The 17,425-nt window shown below is 72.1% G+C and carries 14 protein-coding genes; 8 read left to right on the top strand and 6 right to left on the bottom strand.

Features of this window, described 5'->3' with window-relative positions; translation table 11 throughout:
• Positions 1–100 precede the first annotated feature (100 nt).
• Entirely contained in the window at positions 101–1,429 is a 1,329-nt protein-coding gene (locus QJ852_04515) for a lipopolysaccharide biosynthesis protein (protein ID WGX97701.1), read from the top strand.
• A gap of 10 nt (positions 1,430–1,439) precedes the next feature.
• A complete protein-coding gene (locus QJ852_04520; protein ID WGX97702.1) occupies positions 1,440–2,489 on the top strand; it encodes a class I SAM-dependent methyltransferase in 1,050 nt (349 codons plus the stop codon).
• A 76-nt stretch (positions 2,490–2,565) separates the two neighbouring features.
• Here QJ852_04520 and QJ852_04525 read toward each other — a convergent pair whose 3' ends face one another.
• Positions 2,566–4,104: a polysaccharide biosynthesis tyrosine autokinase gene (locus QJ852_04525; GenBank protein WGX97703.1), complete on the bottom strand. Its 1,539-nt coding sequence runs from the start codon at positions 4,102–4,104 to the stop codon at positions 2,566–2,568.
• A 35-nt stretch (positions 4,105–4,139) separates the two neighbouring features.
• Between QJ852_04525 and QJ852_04530 the strand changes: the two genes are divergently transcribed.
• The 6 genes from QJ852_04530 (at position 4,140) to QJ852_04555 (ending at position 13,693) form a co-directional block, all read left to right on the top strand.
• Entirely contained in the window at positions 4,140–5,978 is a 1,839-nt protein-coding gene (locus QJ852_04530) for a DUF4012 domain-containing protein (protein ID WGX97704.1), read from the top strand.
• Between the two features lie 105 nt (positions 5,979–6,083).
• The gene (locus QJ852_04535; protein ID WGX97705.1) at positions 6,084–6,908 is read left to right on the top strand and encodes a cobalt transporter; all 825 of its coding nucleotides are present in this window, start codon (positions 6,084–6,086) and stop codon (positions 6,906–6,908) included.
• The gene (locus QJ852_04540; protein ID WGX97706.1) at positions 6,905–7,564 is read left to right on the top strand and encodes a hypothetical protein; all 660 of its coding nucleotides are present in this window, start codon (positions 6,905–6,907) and stop codon (positions 7,562–7,564) included. Before QJ852_04535 ends, QJ852_04540 begins: the two co-directional genes overlap by 4 nt.
• Positions 7,565–7,575: 11 nt before the next feature.
• The gene (locus tag QJ852_04545) at positions 7,576–12,054 is read left to right on the top strand and encodes an Ig-like domain repeat protein (GenBank protein WGX97707.1); all 4,479 of its coding nucleotides are present in this window, start codon (positions 7,576–7,578) and stop codon (positions 12,052–12,054) included.
• Positions 12,055–12,521: 467 nt separating this feature from the next.
• Positions 12,522–13,385, top strand: coding sequence for a sulfurtransferase (locus QJ852_04550; protein WGX97708.1), 864 nt, complete (start codon positions 12,522–12,524; stop codon positions 13,383–13,385).
• On the top strand, positions 13,385–13,693 hold the full coding sequence (locus QJ852_04555; GenBank protein ID WGX97709.1) for a DUF1416 domain-containing protein: 309 nt from the start codon (positions 13,385–13,387) through the stop codon (positions 13,691–13,693). Before QJ852_04550 ends, QJ852_04555 begins: the two co-directional genes overlap by 1 nt.
• A 68-nt stretch (positions 13,694–13,761) precedes the next feature.
• Here QJ852_04555 and QJ852_04560 read toward each other — a convergent pair whose 3' ends face one another.
• The 5 genes from QJ852_04560 to QJ852_04580 all read right to left on the bottom strand — a co-directional run bounded on the left by QJ852_04560 (position 13,762) and on the right by QJ852_04580 (position 17,387).
• Positions 13,762–14,550, bottom strand: coding sequence for a GntR family transcriptional regulator (locus QJ852_04560; GenBank protein ID WGX97710.1), 789 nt, complete (start codon positions 14,548–14,550; stop codon positions 13,762–13,764).
• 79 nt (positions 14,551–14,629) lie between these two features.
• Entirely contained in the window at positions 14,630–15,400 is a 771-nt protein-coding gene (gene fabG / locus QJ852_04565; protein ID WGX97711.1) for a 3-oxoacyl-ACP reductase FabG, read from the bottom strand.
• A gap of 23 nt (positions 15,401–15,423) precedes the next feature.
• Positions 15,424–16,413, bottom strand: a complete 990-nt coding sequence (locus QJ852_04570) for a phosphotransferase (protein ID WGX97712.1) — start codon at positions 16,411–16,413, stop codon at positions 15,424–15,426.
• Positions 16,413–17,060 carry a hypothetical protein gene (locus QJ852_04575; GenBank protein WGX97713.1) on the bottom strand — a complete coding sequence of 216 codons (648 nt, stop codon included), beginning with the start codon at positions 17,058–17,060 and terminating at the stop codon, positions 16,413–16,415. Before QJ852_04575 ends, QJ852_04570 begins: the two co-directional genes overlap by 1 nt.
• 45 nt (positions 17,061–17,105) lie before the next feature.
• Positions 17,106–17,387 carry a BMC domain-containing protein gene (locus QJ852_04580; GenBank protein WGX97714.1) on the bottom strand — a complete coding sequence of 94 codons (282 nt, stop codon included), beginning with the start codon at positions 17,385–17,387 and terminating at the stop codon, positions 17,106–17,108.
• Positions 17,388–17,425: the final 38 nt, after the last annotated feature.

Genomic DNA, 17,425 nt, shown 5'->3' on the forward strand with positions numbered 1-17,425 from the left:
GGAACTCCTTTCGCGGGCCCGGCGGCGTTCGCCGCGCACCCATCGGGCCCGGGTTCTCCAACGACCGTCCTGGGCCCGGCGTTACCCGTATCCTGCACCCGTGTCGACGTCCTCCCCCGCCACGTCCGTGTCCGCGGCCGACCGGCACCGACCGGTCCCGTGGTGGCTGCTCGCCGGGGCGGGTGTGCTGACCCAACTGCTCACCATGGCCAGCGGCATCATGGCCGCGCGGATGCTGGGTGTCGAGGGCCGCGGCCAGGTCCTGCTGGTGGCGACCCTCGGGGCGGTCGCCGCGCAGCTGACGCTCGGCGGCGGCCTGCCCAACGCGATCACCAAGCAGCTCGCGGAGCGCGGCATCCCGGCCCGCGACGGACTGCGCGGACTGGCGCGCTCCTGGCTGGTGATCGGCCTGGCGGCCGGCGCGGTGGCGGCGGCGTACTTCGTGTTCGTCGACCGCGACCGGCTCGGGGTCGACACGGCCCTGCTCGCCGTCGCGGTCGTGCTCACCGCGGTCAACGCGATGGCGGCGCGGATCCTGATGGGGGCGATGCTGGGGGAGGGGACCGAGCCGATCCGGATCGCGCTGACCGGGGTGCTGCCCCAGGCGGCCGTGGTGGTCGCCTTCGGCGTCTGCCTGGCCTTCGATTGGAACCTCGGACCGGTCGGTGTCCCGTTCGTCATCCTGGCGTTCAGCGGTGGCGTGCTGCTGGCCCGGATCCGGAGCCTGCGTCCCTCCCTCGGCCCGGACGCGCCGCGCCTGGACCGCGACGAGCTGCGCAGCCTCGCGCGCCGCGGGCACGTGAGCAGCGTCGGACCGATCGACGGCCTCCAGCTCGACCGCTTCCTGGTGGGCTCCCTGCTCGGCAACACGATGCTGGGCCTGTACGGCGTCGCCTCGGCCCTCTCCGCGCTGCACAACGTGCTGGGGATGTCGTTGGCCGGCGTCGCGCTGCCGCGGCTGGCGGTGCTGCAGACCGACCCGCCGGCAGAGCGGGAGTACGTCCGGCGCACGCTGACCCTGACGGTCGTGCTGATGCTCGTGATCACCGTGCCGCTGGAGCTGGCGATGGAGCCGCTGGTCCGCTGGACCTTCGGCGCGGAGTTCCTCGGCGCCGTCGAGTGCGCCCGCTGGGTCGTGCTCGCCGCGTGCCTGCTGGGCACCCGCCGGGTGCTGATCGCGGTGCTCCAGGCCCGCGACCATGCCCGGTACGCCTCCGTCGTGGAGTTCGTCCTCGCCGCCGCGCTCGCGGCCGGCATCGTGGTCGCGGCACTCAACGACAGCATCGTGCTGGTCGGCATCCTGCTGACGGCCGTGGCGGTCGCCGCCTGCCTGCTCCTGGGTTTCGGGGTGCTGGTCACGACGGCGTCCGGGCGCGTCACGGAGTCCGGGTCCGCGAAGTCTGCCGCCGACGGTGCCGCCGGTGCGTAGGATCCCGGCCATGTCGAGTGTCGAAACTGCTCCCGAGGTCGCCCCGACGGCGGCGGAGCGCACCACCCATGTGCCGTTCACCGGCCGGGTCAAGCGCCTCCTCTCCCGGTTCGCGCCGGGCTTCCTGATCTCCTTCCTCGACCGCGTGGTCTTCCGGGTCCGCCGGGCCCGGATCCGCGGCGTACGCCGGGTCTTCGGCTGGCTCGGCTACAACGTCGCCCACCGGGCCGACTACTACTCGACGCTGCCCGTGCTGGAGGAGATCGAGGAGACCCGGGCCCGCTGGGACCGCCCTTCGGGCCTCCCGGGCCTCGACGTCGACCTCCCCGCGATGCGGGAGCGCCTCGACGGCCTCGCCGCGCGGTGGGAGGCGGAGTTCGTCGCCGAGACCGGCGACTACCTCGCCAACACCCGGCGGGGCTTCGGCCCGGGCTACCCGGAGTTCGACGCGCGGACCCTCTACTACATGCTGCGCGAGCACAAGCCGGCCCGTTACCTCGAGGTCGGATCCGGTCTGTCGACCTACTACGCCTCGCTCGCCGGCCGCCGCAACGCCGCGGAGGGCGCGCCGCTGCAGATCACCTGCGTCGAGCCGTACCCGTTCGACGCGCTGCGCTCGCTGCCCAACTTCCAGCTCGTCGAGGGCTTCGTCCAGGACGTCCCCACCGCGCGGTTCGAGGAGCTGGAGGCGGGCGACCTGCTGTTCATCGACTCCTCCCACTCGCTCAAGATCGACAGCGACGTCGCGTACCTCTTCCTCGAGGTGCTGCCGCGGGTCAAGCCGGGTGTGATCGTCCACATCCACGACGTGCCGTTCCCGTTCAACACGCCCTATCCCGCCGACACCTGGCTCTTCGGCGAGCGGTGGCCGGTCTACTGGAACGAGGCGATGGTGGTGCAGACCTTCCTCGCCTTCAACAAGGAGTTCCCGATCGAGCTGTCGGTGCCGATGCTGCGCCACGACGACGAGGCGGCCCTGCGCCGCGGCCACCCGCGCTACGTGCCGCTGGCCGACGATCCCAACCCGCCGTCGTCCCTCTGGCTGCGCCGGGTCGGCTGAGGACTCGCACGACACAGCCCGCGAACGACACAGGCCCCGCCGTGGCGGGGCCTGTGTCATGTCCGGGTGCGTGAGGTCAGCGCGGCGCGGCGCGCTTGCCTCCCGATGCGGAGCCGCCGGAGCCGCCGGAGCGCCCGGACTTGCCGCGCTCGGGGCTGGTCTCCTCGTAGTAGTAATAGTAATAGGAGCCGATCGCGCGCTTGGCGACCATGTTGACCACGATGCCGTAGAGCCGACCGCCGACCTGGTTGAGCCGCTTGACCGCCTCGGCCACCTGGTCGCGTGTGGTCTCGGCATGGCGGACGACCAGGATGACGCCGTCGCCGATGGTGGCCAGGACCGAGGTGTCGGCGACGGGCAGCAGCGGCGGCGCGTCGATGATCACGATGTCGTACGACGCCCGCAGCCGCTGCAGCAGGTCCTGGGTGATCCGGGACTGCAGGATCTCGGTCGGGTTCGGCGGCTTGGCGCCGGACGCGAGCACGTGGAGGCCGCTGGCCTCGTGGACCTGGATCGCGTCGTGGATCTCGGTGCGGCCGATGAGAGCCGTCGTGAGACCGATCGCCGGGTCGAGGCCCAGGGTCGTCGCGACCCGGGGCCGACGCAGGTCGGCGTCGATGATCAGCGTGTTGCGGCCGGTCTGGGCGAGGGCGACGGCGAGGTTGGTGGCCGTCATGGTCTTGCCCTCGCCGGGCACGGCACTGGTGATCACCAGGCAGCGCGGCTGGTTGTCGAGGTCGATGAACTGCAGGTTGGTGCGCAGCAGCCGGAACGCCTCGGTGCGCGCGGCGAAGCCGCCGAGGTCGGTCAGCAGGGGAGCGTTGCGCATGTCGGTGTCGAAGCCGACGCTCGCCAGGACCGGTGCCTCGGTGATCTCGCTGACGTGGTCGGCGGTCCGGATCGTCCGGTCCAGCAGCTCGCGCACGAGCGCCAGGGCGATGCCGAGCAGGAGGCCGACGAGGCCGGCCACCACCAGGTAGAGCGCCGTGCGGGGACTCACCTGCGAGGGGTTGTAGCTCGCCTTGTCGGTGATCTGGGCCGTGATCTGGGGCGACTCGCCCGACGACGTCCCACCCGGGGTCTCCAGCTCGGAGATGTAGCGGGTGAACTGGTCGGTGAGGACGTCGTTGATCGTCTGGGCCTGGCGGGCCGACGTGTCGGTCACCTTGAGCTGGATGAGGGAGGTGGTCTCGACGACCTCGGCGCTGATCTCGCCCGCGAGCTGGCCCGGCGTCATGTCCAGGTCGAGCGCGTCGATCACCCGCTGGGAGAGCTCCTCGCTGCGCGCCAGGTCGGCGTACGCCGTGGCCCGGGTCTGCGCGAAGTAGAGCGCGGTGATCGCGTCGGTGCTCTCCCGCACGTCGACGCTGAGGAAGACGGTCGACTTCGACTCGTACTTCGGCGTGAGGACGACGAAGCTCAGCAGGGAGGCGACACCGACTCCGACCACCATGAGTGCCACGACGCTGAGCCACCTTCGCCGGAGTACTCCGACGAACTGTTTGAAGTCCAAAGTGTCGACCCTCGTCCTCGCGTGTGGGGGCAGTGTGATCCGGCACGCGGCCGGCGGTCGAAAGTGTAAGCGGTCACTGCGCCCGATGGCGCAGGACGCCACACGTCGGCGCCCGAAGTCGCACTATGCTCGCCTCCATGTCGACCGAGCGGCGCCGCCGGCGCCGCAGCCGGCCGCGGACACCCATCGAGCGCGTGCGACACCGGCTGCGCCGGTTGACGCGGAGCCGGCACCGCGGCCTGCTGGTCCTGGCGGCGGTGCTGCTGGCGGCGGGCACCTGGGTGGGCTGGACCCTGTGGTCCACCAGCCGGGCGCTGGCGGAGGTGTCCACCCGGGCCGAGGTGATGCGAGCCGCGCTCGTCCGCGGCGACGCCGACGGCGCCCGGCGGGCGATGGCGGAGTACCGCGACGCCGCCGAGACCGCGCGCTCGCGCACCGGCGGCCTGACCTGGGCGGCGCTCGAGCGTTTGCCGGTCCTCGGCGACGACCTCGACGGCATCGCCGTCGTCGCGGACGTGCTCGCCGATCTCGGACGCGACGGGCTCCCGCCCCTGGCCGACGCCGCGGAGGAGGTGTCGGGGGAGGCGTTCCGTCCCGACGGCCACACCTTCCCGGTCGACGCGATCGCGGGGCTGGCCGACCCCGCCGAGCGCAGCGAGGCGGCCTTCGACCGCGCGGACGCCACGCTGGCGGAGGTCGACCCGAGCTCCTTCGTGGGGCCGGTGCGGCAGCGGTTCGACGAGCTGCGCGACCTGGTCGTGGACGCGCGCCGGACCCTCGGCACGACCTACCGTGCCGCTCGACTGATCCCCCGGCTCATCGGCGACGACCGGCCGCGCCACTTCCTGCTGGTCCTGCAGAACAACGCCGAGGCGCGCAGCAGCGGCGGCCTCCCCGGAGCGCTGACCCTGGTCCGGGCCGACCGGGGTGAGGTCGAGGTCGTCGAGCAGGCCGATGCCGCCGACCTCGGGAGCTCGGACCAGCCGATCCTGCCGTTGAGTGCCGAGGAGCGCGAGGCCTTCGGCGACCTGCTCGGCGTCTATCCCGTCGACGCGACCCTCACCCCCGACTTCGGCCGGGCCGCGGACCTGCTCCGCACCCGGTGGCAGCAGGCCCGTGGTGGCCGCGTCGACGGCGTCATCTTCGTCGACCCGGTGGCCGTGAGCTACCTGCTGACCGGCACCGGCGCGGTGCCCGTGCCCGGCTACCCGGCGGTCACCGCGGACACGGTGGTCGCGGCCGTCGAGAACCAGATCTACCGGCTCAGCGAGGACCGGGACGTGCACAGCGACTACCAGCAGGCGGTGGCGGAGGCCGTCTTCGACGCCTTCGCCGACGGCACGGGCGACTCGGTCGCCGTCCTGACCGGCCTGGTGCGCGGCGTCCAGGAGGGCCGGGTCCGGCTCGCCCTGACCGAGCCCGAGGCGCAGGCGGAGATCGCGGGCACCACGATCGCCGGCGAGTTCACCCCGGAGGGCGGCACCGAGCCTCAGGTCGGCGTGTACCTCAACGATGCCGGACCCACGAAGATGCAGTACTACCTCGCGTACGACGCGCGCGTCTTCGCCCGCTCCTGCACCGAGGGGCGCCAGGCGATCGCCGGCGAGGTCGAGTTCCACAGCGACACCCCGCCGGACGTCGGGCAGCTGCCGCCGGCGATCACCGGGGCGACCTATCCGGGGGTCCGGGTCGCGCCCGGTCACCAGCTGCTGGTCGTCTACCTGACGACCCCGGTCGGCGGGAGCCTCGAGGAGGTGGCGGTCGACGGACGGCCGCAGTCGATCGACGCGGTCCCGTTCGAGGGCCGCGACCTGGTCCGGGTCGCGGTCTCCCTCGCGCCCCAGGCGCGGCACCGGCTCTCCTTCGTCATGCGCGGCGGCCCGGGCCAGGACGGCGACATCGAGGTCGAGGTCAGCCCGGGCGCGCGCCCGGTGAGCTCCAACGCGACGGTGCCGTCGGCCTGCGCCGTCCGCTGAGCTGACCCCGGACGGCGGGCCGGCCCCATCTCTTTACCTTCGGGACACCGCGGCGCCACGGAGCGGGGGCGAGGTGGTCACCCGGCATCGTGAACATGGCTGCCCGTGCCCCCCACCCCCCAGGTGGCGCGACTGGCCGATGCCCTTCTCGTCCCCTCCCTCGATGACCGGCTGATCGATCTGGTCGGCGCGCCCGGCTTCGTCCCCGTGGCCTTCCTGCTCGCCTTCGCGGCCGGCGCCGCCCACGCGGTCGGACCCGGCCACGGCAAGAGCCTCGCCGCGGCGTACCTCGTCGGCTCGGACGGCAAGGTGCGCGACGCAGCCTGGCTCGGCGTCTCCGTGGCCGTCATGCACACGGTCTCGGTCCTCGTCGTCGCCGTGGCGTGGACCTTCCTCTCCCTGTCCGACCTGCTCTCGCTCGAGCGGCTCACCAGCGCACTGCAGCTGTTCGCCGGGTTGATGGTGATCGGGGTCGGCGTCTGGCTGCTGCGCCGACATCTCCGCGTCGGCGGGCACGGGCATGGGCACGGGCACGGGCATGGGCACGGGCACGGACATGGGCACGGACACGGACATGGGCACGGACACGGACACGGACCCAGCCGGCCGGGGCTGGTGCTGCTCGGCATGTCCGGCGGCCTGACGCCGTCGCCGGCGGCCTTCCTGGTGCTGGTGACCGGTATCTTCACCGGCCGCTCCGGGTTCGCGCTGCTCCTGGTGATCACCTTCGGCCTCGGTCTGGCCACCGTGCTGTTCGGGGTCGGCCTGCTCGCCCTGGCCGGCCGCAACGTGGTGGTGCGCGCCGCCGAGTCGCGGGCTCTGGTCGCCGCGGCCACCCGGGTCGCGCCGGTGCTCGCGGCGGCCAGCATCACGGTGATCGGCGGCGTGCTGACGACGACCGCGGTCGGGCAGTTGGCGGGCGCCGCGTGACCGGCCCGCTCGCGGCGCATCCGTTCGGCGATCCGCAGACCGTCGAGATCGCGGCCGGCGCCGACGACCCCTCCGTCGTCCACGTCACCTGGAAGGTCGGCGCGGCCGACGATCTCACCCTGCTCGGCATCCACCTCGGGGTGCTGCCCGAGGACCGGGTCATGCTCGACGGGGCGATCAGCTACGACGCCGGCGACGCAGCGCTCGTCGAGCAGGCCCCGGAGGTCCAGGCCTATCTCCTCGAGCACGTCACGGTCCGTGCCGCCGGCCAGGAGTGCGCCGGCCGGGTCGAGGCGACCGGCGACCTGATCGCCGACGGCGCGGACCTCGTCTTCTCCTGCGCCGTCCCGCCCGAGGTCGCCACGGTCGCGGTCGACACGCTGACCGACCTGCACCCGGCGTACCGCACCCTGGCCACCGGGCCCGACGGCCAGCACCAGGTCTACGGCGCGGACGCGCCCAGCCATGACTGGACGCTCGCCGTCGGCACGGGTGTCGGCCCGGCCGGCACCACCACGCGGGCGCAGTCCCTGGACACCGGGACCAGCGCCGCCCTCCAGATCGGCGGCGTCCTCGGCGCCGTCCTCCTCGTCGCCGTCGCCGGGGCCGCCGTGGCCCGCCGCCGGCGCCGGGTCACTCCCACCCCCACCCCGTAAGGAGACATGTCGTGCCCGCACGACCGATGCGCAGGCTCCGGCTGCTCACCACCTCGGTGCTCGCCGCGGCCGTCGCCTCGGGTGGCCTGCTGGCCACGCCGAGCCAGGCTGCCCCTCCCGCAGTCCCGACGCTGCTGCCGGACGCCCCGGCGGCGACCGCCGAGGCGGCGCCCACCCCGGACATTCTCGATGTCGGCTTCCCGGACGGCGTCCCCACCGACACCGCCCAGTCGCTGACGCCGATCACCTACGGCACCCCGACGTACGGCACCGACGCCCGGCAGGGCCCGGTGATGACGGTGGACGGCGTCGACGACGCGGTCGGCTTCCCGTTCGAGGATCAGTGGCCCAAGCTCACCACCGGCGCCAGCATCGAGTGCGTGTTCCGGGTGAACACCTCGATGCCGGTGGTCCGCGAGATGGACCTCTGCTCCGACAAGGAGGCCGGTGGCCTCTCGATGTACGTCACCGGCGGCAACCTCGGCTTCATGGGCCACATCGGCGGCGGCTACAAGAGCGCCCTGACCCCGATCGAGGGCGACCGGTGGTACCACGCCGTCGCGACCTGGGACGGCAGCCAGATCAAGCTGTACGTCAACGGCCAGCTCGCCCAGACCGCGGCCGCCAGCGGCGCGCTCACCTTCCCCGTGGCGACCGCTCAGCGCTTCGTCGTCGGCGCCGACGCAAGCCCGACCGGCATCGGGCAGCCGGCGCCGCCGAGCACCTTCGCGGCCGCCGGAGTCTTCTCCCGCGCCGTCACCGCCGACGAGGTGAAGGCCCTCGCCGCGGAGTGGGACACCGCCGTCCCCACGCCCGATGCCGACGTCCTGGACGTCGACTTCGCGGACGGTACGCCGAAGGAGCGGGTCCGCGACCTCGCCGTGAAGACCTTCGGCAGCCCCACGATCGCGCGCGACAACGCGCTCGGCCGTGACGCCGTGACCTTCGACGGCAACGACGCCTATGGCTACGCGCTCACCCCGCACTGGGGCGAGATCAGCAACGCGGTCACCCTCGAGTGCACGTTCCGCTACCTGGGCACGCTGCCCCGGAGCACCGAGGCCGCGGTCTGCTCCGGCAAGGAGGCCGGGGGCCTCTCGATCTACCTCAACGAGGACAAGGTCGGCCTGATGGCGCACATCGGCGGTGGCTACAAGACCGCCCGCGCCACCTTCAGCGCCAACCGCTGGTACCACGTCGTCGGCCTGTGGACCGGCACCGAGATCAAGCTGTACGTCGACGGCGTGCTCGCCGCGACGACGCCCGCGACCGGTGCGCTGACCCTGCCCAACGCCACGGCCCGGGCCTGGACGCTCGGCGCCGACTCCTCCCCGAACGCCGGCGCCCAGTTCTACGCCCCGGCCAAGCTGGCGAACGCACGCATCTACAGCCGCGCGCTGAACGACACCGAGATCAAGGCGCTCGACATAGCGGCCTTCGGCGAGCACCCGGACGCCGGCGTCAGCCTGAGCTCGTCGGTGCCGGCGGCCGGGGACCACCTCTCCGCACCCGTCGAACTCGATCTCGACATCGCCCACGAGGACAACGCCACCGGCTGGACCTACCTCCTGGACGGCAAGCCGATCGCCGAGGGCGACCTGGTGGGCCCCGGCCTCCAGGCGGGCCCCCACACCCTCACGGCCTCGGCCGTCGACGTCTTCGGCAAGGACATCGCCTTCTCGATCCCGTTCGGGTCCGACACCATCCCGACCGGCGGCGGCACCGGGTCCGGCGAGGGCAAGGGCGTCGTCCAGCTGTCCGCGATCGCGACCAGTCCTGACGGCAGCGACGTCACCACCACCTTCCGCGAGGCCACCGCGACCGTCGCCGACGGTGGTGTCCAGGGTGTCGTCCAGCAGGTCCCGACGACGCTCGACTTCGAGCACGAGGACGAGCAGCCGATCGCGGGCGCCCTCACGCCCGACGACGGCGAGGCGAAGGCCAGCGCGACCAGTGGCGACATCCCGTTCCAGCGCTTCGACGTCGAGGTCGGCGCCGCGGTCGCCGGCCAGCAGGTGGTCTGGAAGGGCGTCGTGGACCCCGAGCGCTCGGTCACCCTGCGGGCCTGGAACACCCAGACCTCCGCGTGGGTCGAGCTCGCCACCGCGCGCGGCGTACGTGACGGGGACACCGTCCTCAACGCCGTCGTCCGCCCGGCGCTGGTGGACCAGGGCACGGTGCACCTGCTGGTGCTCGGCACCGACCCGTTCGCCGACGACCTCGGCCCGCGCGACGAGAGCGCCGCGGAGTCGAAGGACAGGTTCGAGGACCCGGAGGACTACGACTTCTCGCTGGCCCACTTCACCGACACGCAGTACCTCGCCGAGGGTGCCGCCGGCGGCACCTACGACGACTGGGACGGCAACGTCGAGCCGTCGGATGTGATGAAGGAGGAGGAGCGGGCGATCTGGGATCGCGCCTACCGCGCGACGACCGAGTGGATCGCCGAGGAGGCCAAGGACCGCAAGATCGCCTGGGCCGGGCACACCGGCGACATCATCGAGAACGACTACAACAACCCCCTCGCCACCAACGGCTCCGGCCAGCTGCTGTACCCCGGGCTCGACGAGCAGGTGACCCGGGAGTTCGCCTTCACCTCCGACGCCCAGAAGGCGCTGGACGAGTCGGGCATCCCCAACCAGGTGATCGCGGGCAACCACGACAACCAGCTCGGCAACGAGACCGGCCCGACGTCGCGGTTCAACCAGTACTACGGCCCCGACCGCTACTACGAGGTGGCGAAGGGATGGCCGGACGGCGCGTCGTACCACGCCTGGGACGAAGCGACCGACACCGAGGGTGAGGTCAGCACCCCGGGCCGGGACAACCAGAACAACTACATCCTGTTCTCCGCCGGTGGACTCGACTTCGTCGCCGTCGGCCTGTCCTACGGCGTCACCCAGGAGGAGGCGGACTGGGCCAGCTCGATCTTCGAGCGCTACCCCGACCGCAACGGCATCCTGCTGACCCACGCCTATATCGCGCCCTCCACGGCCAAGGACGGTCGCGGCGCGAGCTTCTCCGGTGACGGCTCCAAGCTGTACGACGAGGTGGTCACCGCCAACCCGAACGTCTTCCTGATCCTCGCCGGCCACGAGCACGGTGTCGGGACCAACCTGAAGACGGGCGTCGGCGCGACGGTCCAGCACAATGTGGTCGAGCTGCTCGCGGACTACCAGTTCTACAAGGTGTCCGCGCGCGAGCTGTGGCCCGACAAGGTCGACGACAGCGGCAATATCGACCTCGACGGCGACGGCGTCACCGACCACAAGGCGACCGACCTGCTGCAGTTCGGCGCCAGCTGGCTCCGGCTGCTCCAGTTCGACGTCGAGCGCTCCGAGGTCAGCATCGACACCTACTCGCCGCACTTCGACAACTTCGGTGCGACCGAGTACGACGACCGCAAGCGCTACAACGGCGCCGAGGACAACCTGGTGCTCCCGGTGGACCTGTCCAGCCGCACCACGACGTTCTCGACCGACGGGCTCACCGTGGTCACGCCGACCGACACGGTCATCGGCACCCGCACCGCGACGTCGGGCTGGCCGGCCAGCGTCGCCTGGAGCGGCCTGAAGGAGGGCCAGGTCTACGCGTGGACCGCCGAGAGCCGGACGGCGACCGGTGAGCGGATCGGCTCGATCCGCCAGTTCGGCACGGTGTTCCGGGCGACCGCCGCCGGCACCGACGTCACGGCTCCGACCCTCCGGGTTCCGGAGGCGACGACGGTGACGGTCGGGGAGTCCTTCGACCGGCTCGCCGGGGTGAGCGCGACCGACGACGTCGACGGGGACGTCACCGCCGAGGTGAAGGTCGTCGGCGACGTCGACACGGACACGGCGGGCACCTACCCGCTGACCTACGTGGTGACCGACAGGAACGGCAACCAGGCGATCGCCTCGCGTGCGGTCCGCGTGGTCGAGGCGGTCGACAGCCGAGCGGTCAGCTCGGTCGCGGTCGGGAACGCGTCGGCGGTCTTCGGCCGGGCCCTCACGCTGACGGCCCAGATCGGCCCGTCCGCGGCCACCGGCCTGGTCCGCTTCCTCAACGGCGAGGAGGTCCTCTGCGAGGCGACGGCGTCCGGCGGCACCGCGAGCTGCGCCGTACCCGTGCTGCCGCCGCCGGGCGACTATGTCGTCGTCGCGTCCTATGTCGGCGACCAGCACCACCAGGAGTCGCAGAGGTCCTTCGTGCTGAAGGTCGCGGACCCGGCCGCCGGCGCCCGGACCGACCCCCGGCTCAGGGCGAAGGCCACGAAGCCGTCCCTCGCGCGCGGCGCGAAGGTCGTCCTCAAGGCCAAGGTCGCGCCGGCCGCCACCGGCCGGGTCGTGTTCAGGAGCGGCGGGCGCCGGCTGTGTGTGGCGACGATCGAGGACGGGGTCGCGCGGTGCACGGTGCGCCTTCGGCCGGGCACCTGGAAGATCAGGGCGAAGTACGCCGGCAGCGCGACGTACGCCAAGGACAAGGCGGTGTTCACCGTCCGCAAGCGGTGAGGTGCCGTTGAGTCGTCACTTCTGACCCCGTCGGGTCGTCACTTCTGCACCTCGCCGAGGCGACGGTGTCCAGGAGTGACGACCCGACGGGCCCGCCCGGCCCCTGGAGGCGGGGGCCGGAGGAGCGGTCTCAATATGTGGATGTGCGTCTCATGATTTGGAACACCGAGTTCGTGGATCGGGGAAAGCCGCCTAGGCTCTTGCCCATGTCGACGACCCTGCTGCTGACCAAGCGGCGCGCGGTGGACAACTGCCGCGTCAGCTCGGCGCTGTGTCGACCCTGCTGACGGGTCTCCCTTCCTGAGGGTTTCCGAGGTCCCGGCTCTCTGCCACCTCGCCCGTCGCCTCCCGCGGCGCTCGCGTGCGCCCAGGCGCTCGTCCTGTGCGTACGTCGTGCTGCCCGCCAGGAGCACGTGCAGCAGCACCGTCCGTTCCACCGCACATCGCAACCACCGATAGGAATCATCATGAGCCGCGAGAATTCGCTCGTCTCCACCCAGTGGGTCGAGGACAACCTCGGCACCGACAAGGTCGTCGTCATCGAGGTCGACGAGGACACCACGGCCTACGACAAGGGCCACATCAAGGGTGCCATCAAGCTCGACTGGACCACCGACCTGCAGGACCAGGTCCGTCGCGACTTCGTCAACAAGGCTCAGTTCGAGGCACTGCTGTCCGAGCGCGGCGTCGCCAACGACGACACCGTCATCCTCTACGGCGGCAACAACAACTGGTTCGCGGCCTACGCCTACTGGTACTTCAAGCTCTACGGCCACCAGGACGTCAAGCTCATGGACGGCGGCCGCAAGAAGTGGGAGCTCGACAGCCGCGAGCTGACCGACGAGCTGCCGCAGCGCGCCGCGACCACCTACGTCGCGCAGGAGCAGGACCGCTCCATCCGCGCCTTCCGTGACGATGTCGTCGCCGCCATCGGCGCCCAGAACCTCGTCGACGTGCGCAGCCCCGACGAGTACGCCGGCCGCCTCCTCGCCCCGGCCCACCTCCCGCAGGAGCAGTCGCAGCGCGCCGGCCACATCCCGACCTCGGTCAACGTCCCGTGGAGCAAGAACGCCAACGACGACGGCACCTTCAAGTCGGACGCCGACCTGCAGGCGCTGTACGCCGAGGTGGGCTTCGACGAGGACAAGGACACCATCGCGCTGTGCCGCATCGGCGAGCGCTCCTCGCTGACCTGGTTCGTCCTGCAGGAGCTCCTCGGCAAGAAGAACGTCAAGAACTACGACGGCTCGTGGACCGAGTACGGCTCCCTCGTCGGCGTCCCGATCGCGCTCGGCGACGAGCCCGGACTGGCTGACGGGACGCGCGCCTGATGTGCGGCGCGAAGGTCGGCGGCCTGTCGCTTGACGGCGTCAACGTCGCCAAGGAGGCCGTGATCCAGGGCCAGGTCGTGCGGGGCAGCGGAGAGGACGCGGCGCCCGTGGCGAGCGCCTACGTCCGGCTGCTCGACCAGACCGGCGAGTTCACCGCGGAGGTCCCGACCTCCGCGACCGGCCACTTCCGGTTCTTCGCCGGCGACGGCCAGTGGACGCTGCGCACGCTCGCGCCGAAGGCCGACCCGGTCGACCGCGTCGTCCAGGCGCAGACCGGCTCGGTGGCCGAGGTCCTGATCACCCTCTGAGCCCACACCACAGCGGTCCGGACGACCAGGCGGGTTCACCTGGTCGTCCGGGCCGCTGTGTGTTCCGGTCAGCTCGCGGGGACCGACGAGATGGTCGCGAAGTGCGGCGTGTCCCCACCCGGTACGCCGCGCAGCCCGCGGCCCGGCGTACGCATGGTGATCCGCACCCGGTCGGAGCGGAACAGGTCGTGGGAGAACTCGAAGGGCGTTCCGGTCGTGTCGTAGGTCGTCCGGGTGATCGAGACCAGCGGGTCGCCGACGGCGACGGCGAGCAGGGCCGCCTCCTCGTCGGTCGCGTGCACGACCTCGACGACCTCCTCGGCGTCGGCGATGACGACGCCGTAGTCGTGCTCGATCAGCTCGTAGATCGAGCCGCCCAGCGACTGCTCGAGCAGGCCGGGGAAGCGGTCGGCGGGCAGCCGGGCGTGGTCGAGCGAGAACGGCGTCCCGTCGGCCAGCCGCAGTCGGCGTACGTCGACGACGAGGTCGCCCTCGCCGAGCTGGAGGGCGCGGCGGGTGGCCGCGTCGGCGACGCCCATCTTGGTGGCGACGACGCGGGTGCCGGCGGAGTAGCCCTGCCGGGCGAGGTAGGCGGGGACGCCGACGACCTTGGTCAGATCGTGCTCGACCTTGGCGTGGTTGATGAAAGTGCCGCCGCCGCGTCCGGCGACGCGGCGGACCAGCCCGGCCTCCTCGAGCGCGGCGAGCACCTGGCGCAGGGTCGCCCGGCTGACGCCGTAGTGCTCGGACAGCTCGCGCTCGCTGCCCAGGCGGGCGCCCGGGGGCAGGGTGCCCGCGCCGATGTCGGTCAACATCCGGCGCCGCAGGGTCTCCGCGACGGCGTGCTCGTTGGCCATGCCTCGCTCCTCCTCCGGCGTGTCCCGGTGTCCGGCCCGATTGGTCTGACCAGGTGGATGAAACGGTACCCGACCGGGCTCAGATCTCCTCGAGCGCCTGGAGCGATTCGGGGAGGACCTGGCCGCCGTCGACGACGAGGCTCTGGCCGGTGACGTAGCCGGCCTCCTCGGTGGCGAAGAAGAGCGCCGCGTTGCCGATGTCGGCGACGCTGCCGAGTCGCTTCTGCGGCACGCTGGCGGCCATCGCGGCCAGGTAGTCCTCGCCGAGCCCGTCGAGGCCCTCGGTGGCGACATTGCCCGGCAGCACCGCGTTGATGGTGATCCCACGCGGCGCGAGCTCCAGCGCCGCGGTGCGCACGAAGCCGAGCTGGGCGGCCTTGCTGGCGCCGTAGTGGGACCAGCCCGGGTAGCCGGTGTGCGGTCCTGTGATCGAGGAGGTCACCACGATCCGGCCGCGACCGCTGGCGGTCAGCGCCTCCAGGCAGGCCTGGACGGCGAACACGGTGCCGTCCAGGTTGGTCGCCATCACGGTGTGCAGATCCGCGGCCGTCATCGCGTCGAGCCGGGCCGCGGGGAAGATGCCCGCGTTGGCGCACAGGACGTCGATCCCGCCGTGCCGCTCGATCGCGGTCGCGGCCATCCGGTCGCAGTCCTCGCGGGAGCTCACGTCCGTCACGGCGTACGACGTCGCGCCGCCGATCTCCGCGCACGCGGCCTGCAGCGCCGTCTCGTCGCGCCCGGTGACGAGCACCCGGGCGCCGGCCCGGGCGAAGACCGTGGCGATGCCGCGGCCGATGCCCTTGCTGCCGCCGGTGACGACGACGGAGCGTCCAGCGAGTGAGGTGAACATGGGTCCTCCGATTCGGATGGGGGTCAGGCGAGGGTGGCGCCGCCGGACGCCACGTAGCGGTGGGCCAGCTCGACGGAGCCGACCGTGTAGCCGGGGCCGAGCTCCTGGCACTCGCGGGAGTGGGCGTGCGAGCCCATCCAGGCGACGAGCAGCAGCCGGCGCAGCATGACGAAGGTCGGCAGCATCGCCTCGTGCTCGGCGGCGAGTGCGATGACGGATCGGTAGCCGCGCAGCCAGGCGTCCTGCCACTGCGCCAGCCGCGGGTCGTGCTCGATGAAGGACACGGCGGTGCCGAAGTCGTACATGAACCACGACAGGCCGCAGTCGTCGAAGTCGATCACCGTGACCTGGTCGCCCTCGACGAGCAGGTTGGCCAGGCGCAGGTCGGCATGGACCAGGCCGAACCGGTCGGCCCCCGTGCCGTACGCCGTGAGCCGCTCCCGCACGATCGCGGCCGCCGCGCCGAGCGCCTCCTCCTCGGCGGGCCCGACGCCGAAGCCGTCCTGCCAGCGGCCCCAACGGGGCCGGGCGCCGAGTGAGTGCTCCCAGTCCCACCGGAACCGGTGGAAGCCGGGCGGCGGGGTCCAGGAGCGGGCGTGGACGTGCATCCGCGCGGTGATCGCGCCGAGCGTCTCGAAGTCGGAGGTGCCGAGGGCGACGTCGTCCGGCTCGATGCCGGGCACCAGCTCGAAGAGGACGCAGTGCCGCTCCTGGCCGTCGACCACGACGGTGGTCACCCGCTCGCCCTGGTCGTTGGGGATCTCCGCGGAGGTCGCCACGCCCGACTCCGCCCGCAGCGCGGCGAGCCAGGCGAGCTCGCTCTCGATGTCGGTGCGGGAGTGGTAGCCGACCCGGTGCACCCGCAGGATCGCGGTGCGGCCGGGCTCCTCGACCAGGAAGGTGGCGTTCTCGGACAGGTTGATCATCCGCAGGGTGCGCGCCGGGCTGAAGCCGTAGGAGGGCAGGGCCAGCTCGGCGACCCGGGTGTCGACGGCCGCGGCGACGGCGCTCATCAGTGCTCCCGTCCCTCGATCGACTCCAGGACGGAGGTGATCCGGTCCCGGGCCACCTCGACCTCCTCGGTGGTGCCGCTGAGGTACAGCCGCCCCGCCGCCCCGATGAACTGGACGTCGACCATCGTGATGCCCGGCGCCGCACGCTCCGCCTCGTTGGCGGCCACGGCCGCGAACAGGGCGGGCGTCATCTCATAGACGAGCAGCGACTGTCCCGGCATCACCATCGACCCCGATCGGTTGCGGTTGAGGATCACCGCGTGCTGGTCGGTGATGTGCTCGATGATGTCGTGATAGAGCACCCGCGGGCGGAGCTGGTCGCTGGCCGAGCTGCCGGTGCCGTCGAGCACCGCCTGGCCGGCGGCGGTGACGTCGGCCAGCGACGACGCGTGCAGCTCCAGCACGCCGAACTGCCGCTCCACGAAGAGGATCCCGGGCTCGACCGAGGGCACCGCGCGCAGCGCCAGGTCGATCACGCGCTCGATGGCGAGCGCGGGGGCGACCTCGATGATCAGCGCGTGGTCGCCGGCGTACGGCGGGTAGCCGCGGGCCCGGGTGGGCGTGCCCAGGTAGGCGGCGAACTGCGGCTGCAGGTCCTCGACCATCAGGTTGACCCGCAGCTCGGTGCCTGCGTGGGTGGCGGTCATCGGACCTCCTCTTCTCGGGATGCTGGCGTGACGACGGCGATCGGGCTACTTCGCGCTGACGTCGAAGTGGTTGCCGAGCTCGGCGTGCGGGCGGGGGATGACGTGGACGCTGACGAGCTCGCCGACCTGGGAGGCGGTCTCGGCGCCGGCCTCGGTCGCGGCCTTGACCGCGCCGACCTCGCCGCTGATGACGACGGCGACCAGGCCGTCGCCGACCTCCTGACGGTCGGTGATGGTGACGTTCGCGGCCTTGACCATGGCGTCCGCGGCGGCGAGCGCGGCGACGAAGCCCTTGGTCTCGATCATGCCGATGGCGGTGCTGGACATGTGCTGCTCCTTGGTTGTGCGGTGGTTGTTGCGGTGGT

This window comes from Nocardioides sp. L-11A, from assembly GCA_029961745.1.
Classification (GTDB): Bacteria; Actinomycetota; Actinomycetes; order Propionibacteriales; family Nocardioidaceae; genus Nocardioides.

Bases quoted from the DNA above. Each gene is read 5' to 3' on its own strand.
- QJ852_04550 (WGX97708.1), top strand. From the start codon at position 12,522: ATGAGCCGCGAGAATTCGCTCGTCTCCACCCAGTGGGTCGAGGACAAC.
- QJ852_04560 (WGX97710.1), bottom strand. From the start codon at position 14,550: ATGGCCAACGAGCACGCCGTCGCGGAGACCCTGCGGCGCCGGATGTTG.
- QJ852_04520 (WGX97702.1), top strand. From the start codon at position 1,440: ATGTCGAGTGTCGAAACTGCTCCCGAGGTCGCCCCGACGGCGGCGGAG.
- QJ852_04570 (WGX97712.1), bottom strand. From the start codon at position 16,413: ATGAGCGCCGTCGCCGCGGCCGTCGACACCCGGGTCGCCGAGCTGGCC.
- fabG (WGX97711.1), bottom strand. From the start codon at position 15,400: ATGTTCACCTCACTCGCTGGACGCTCCGTCGTCGTCACCGGCGGCAGC.
- QJ852_04580 (WGX97714.1), bottom strand. From the start codon at position 17,387: ATGTCCAGCACCGCCATCGGCATGATCGAGACCAAGGGCTTCGTCGCC.
- QJ852_04575 (WGX97713.1), bottom strand. From the start codon at position 17,060: ATGACCGCCACCCACGCAGGCACCGAGCTGCGGGTCAACCTGATGGTC.
- QJ852_04530 (WGX97704.1), top strand. From the start codon at position 4,140: ATGTCGACCGAGCGGCGCCGCCGGCGCCGCAGCCGGCCGCGGACACCC.
- QJ852_04555 (WGX97709.1), top strand. From the start codon at position 13,385: ATGTGCGGCGCGAAGGTCGGCGGCCTGTCGCTTGACGGCGTCAACGTC.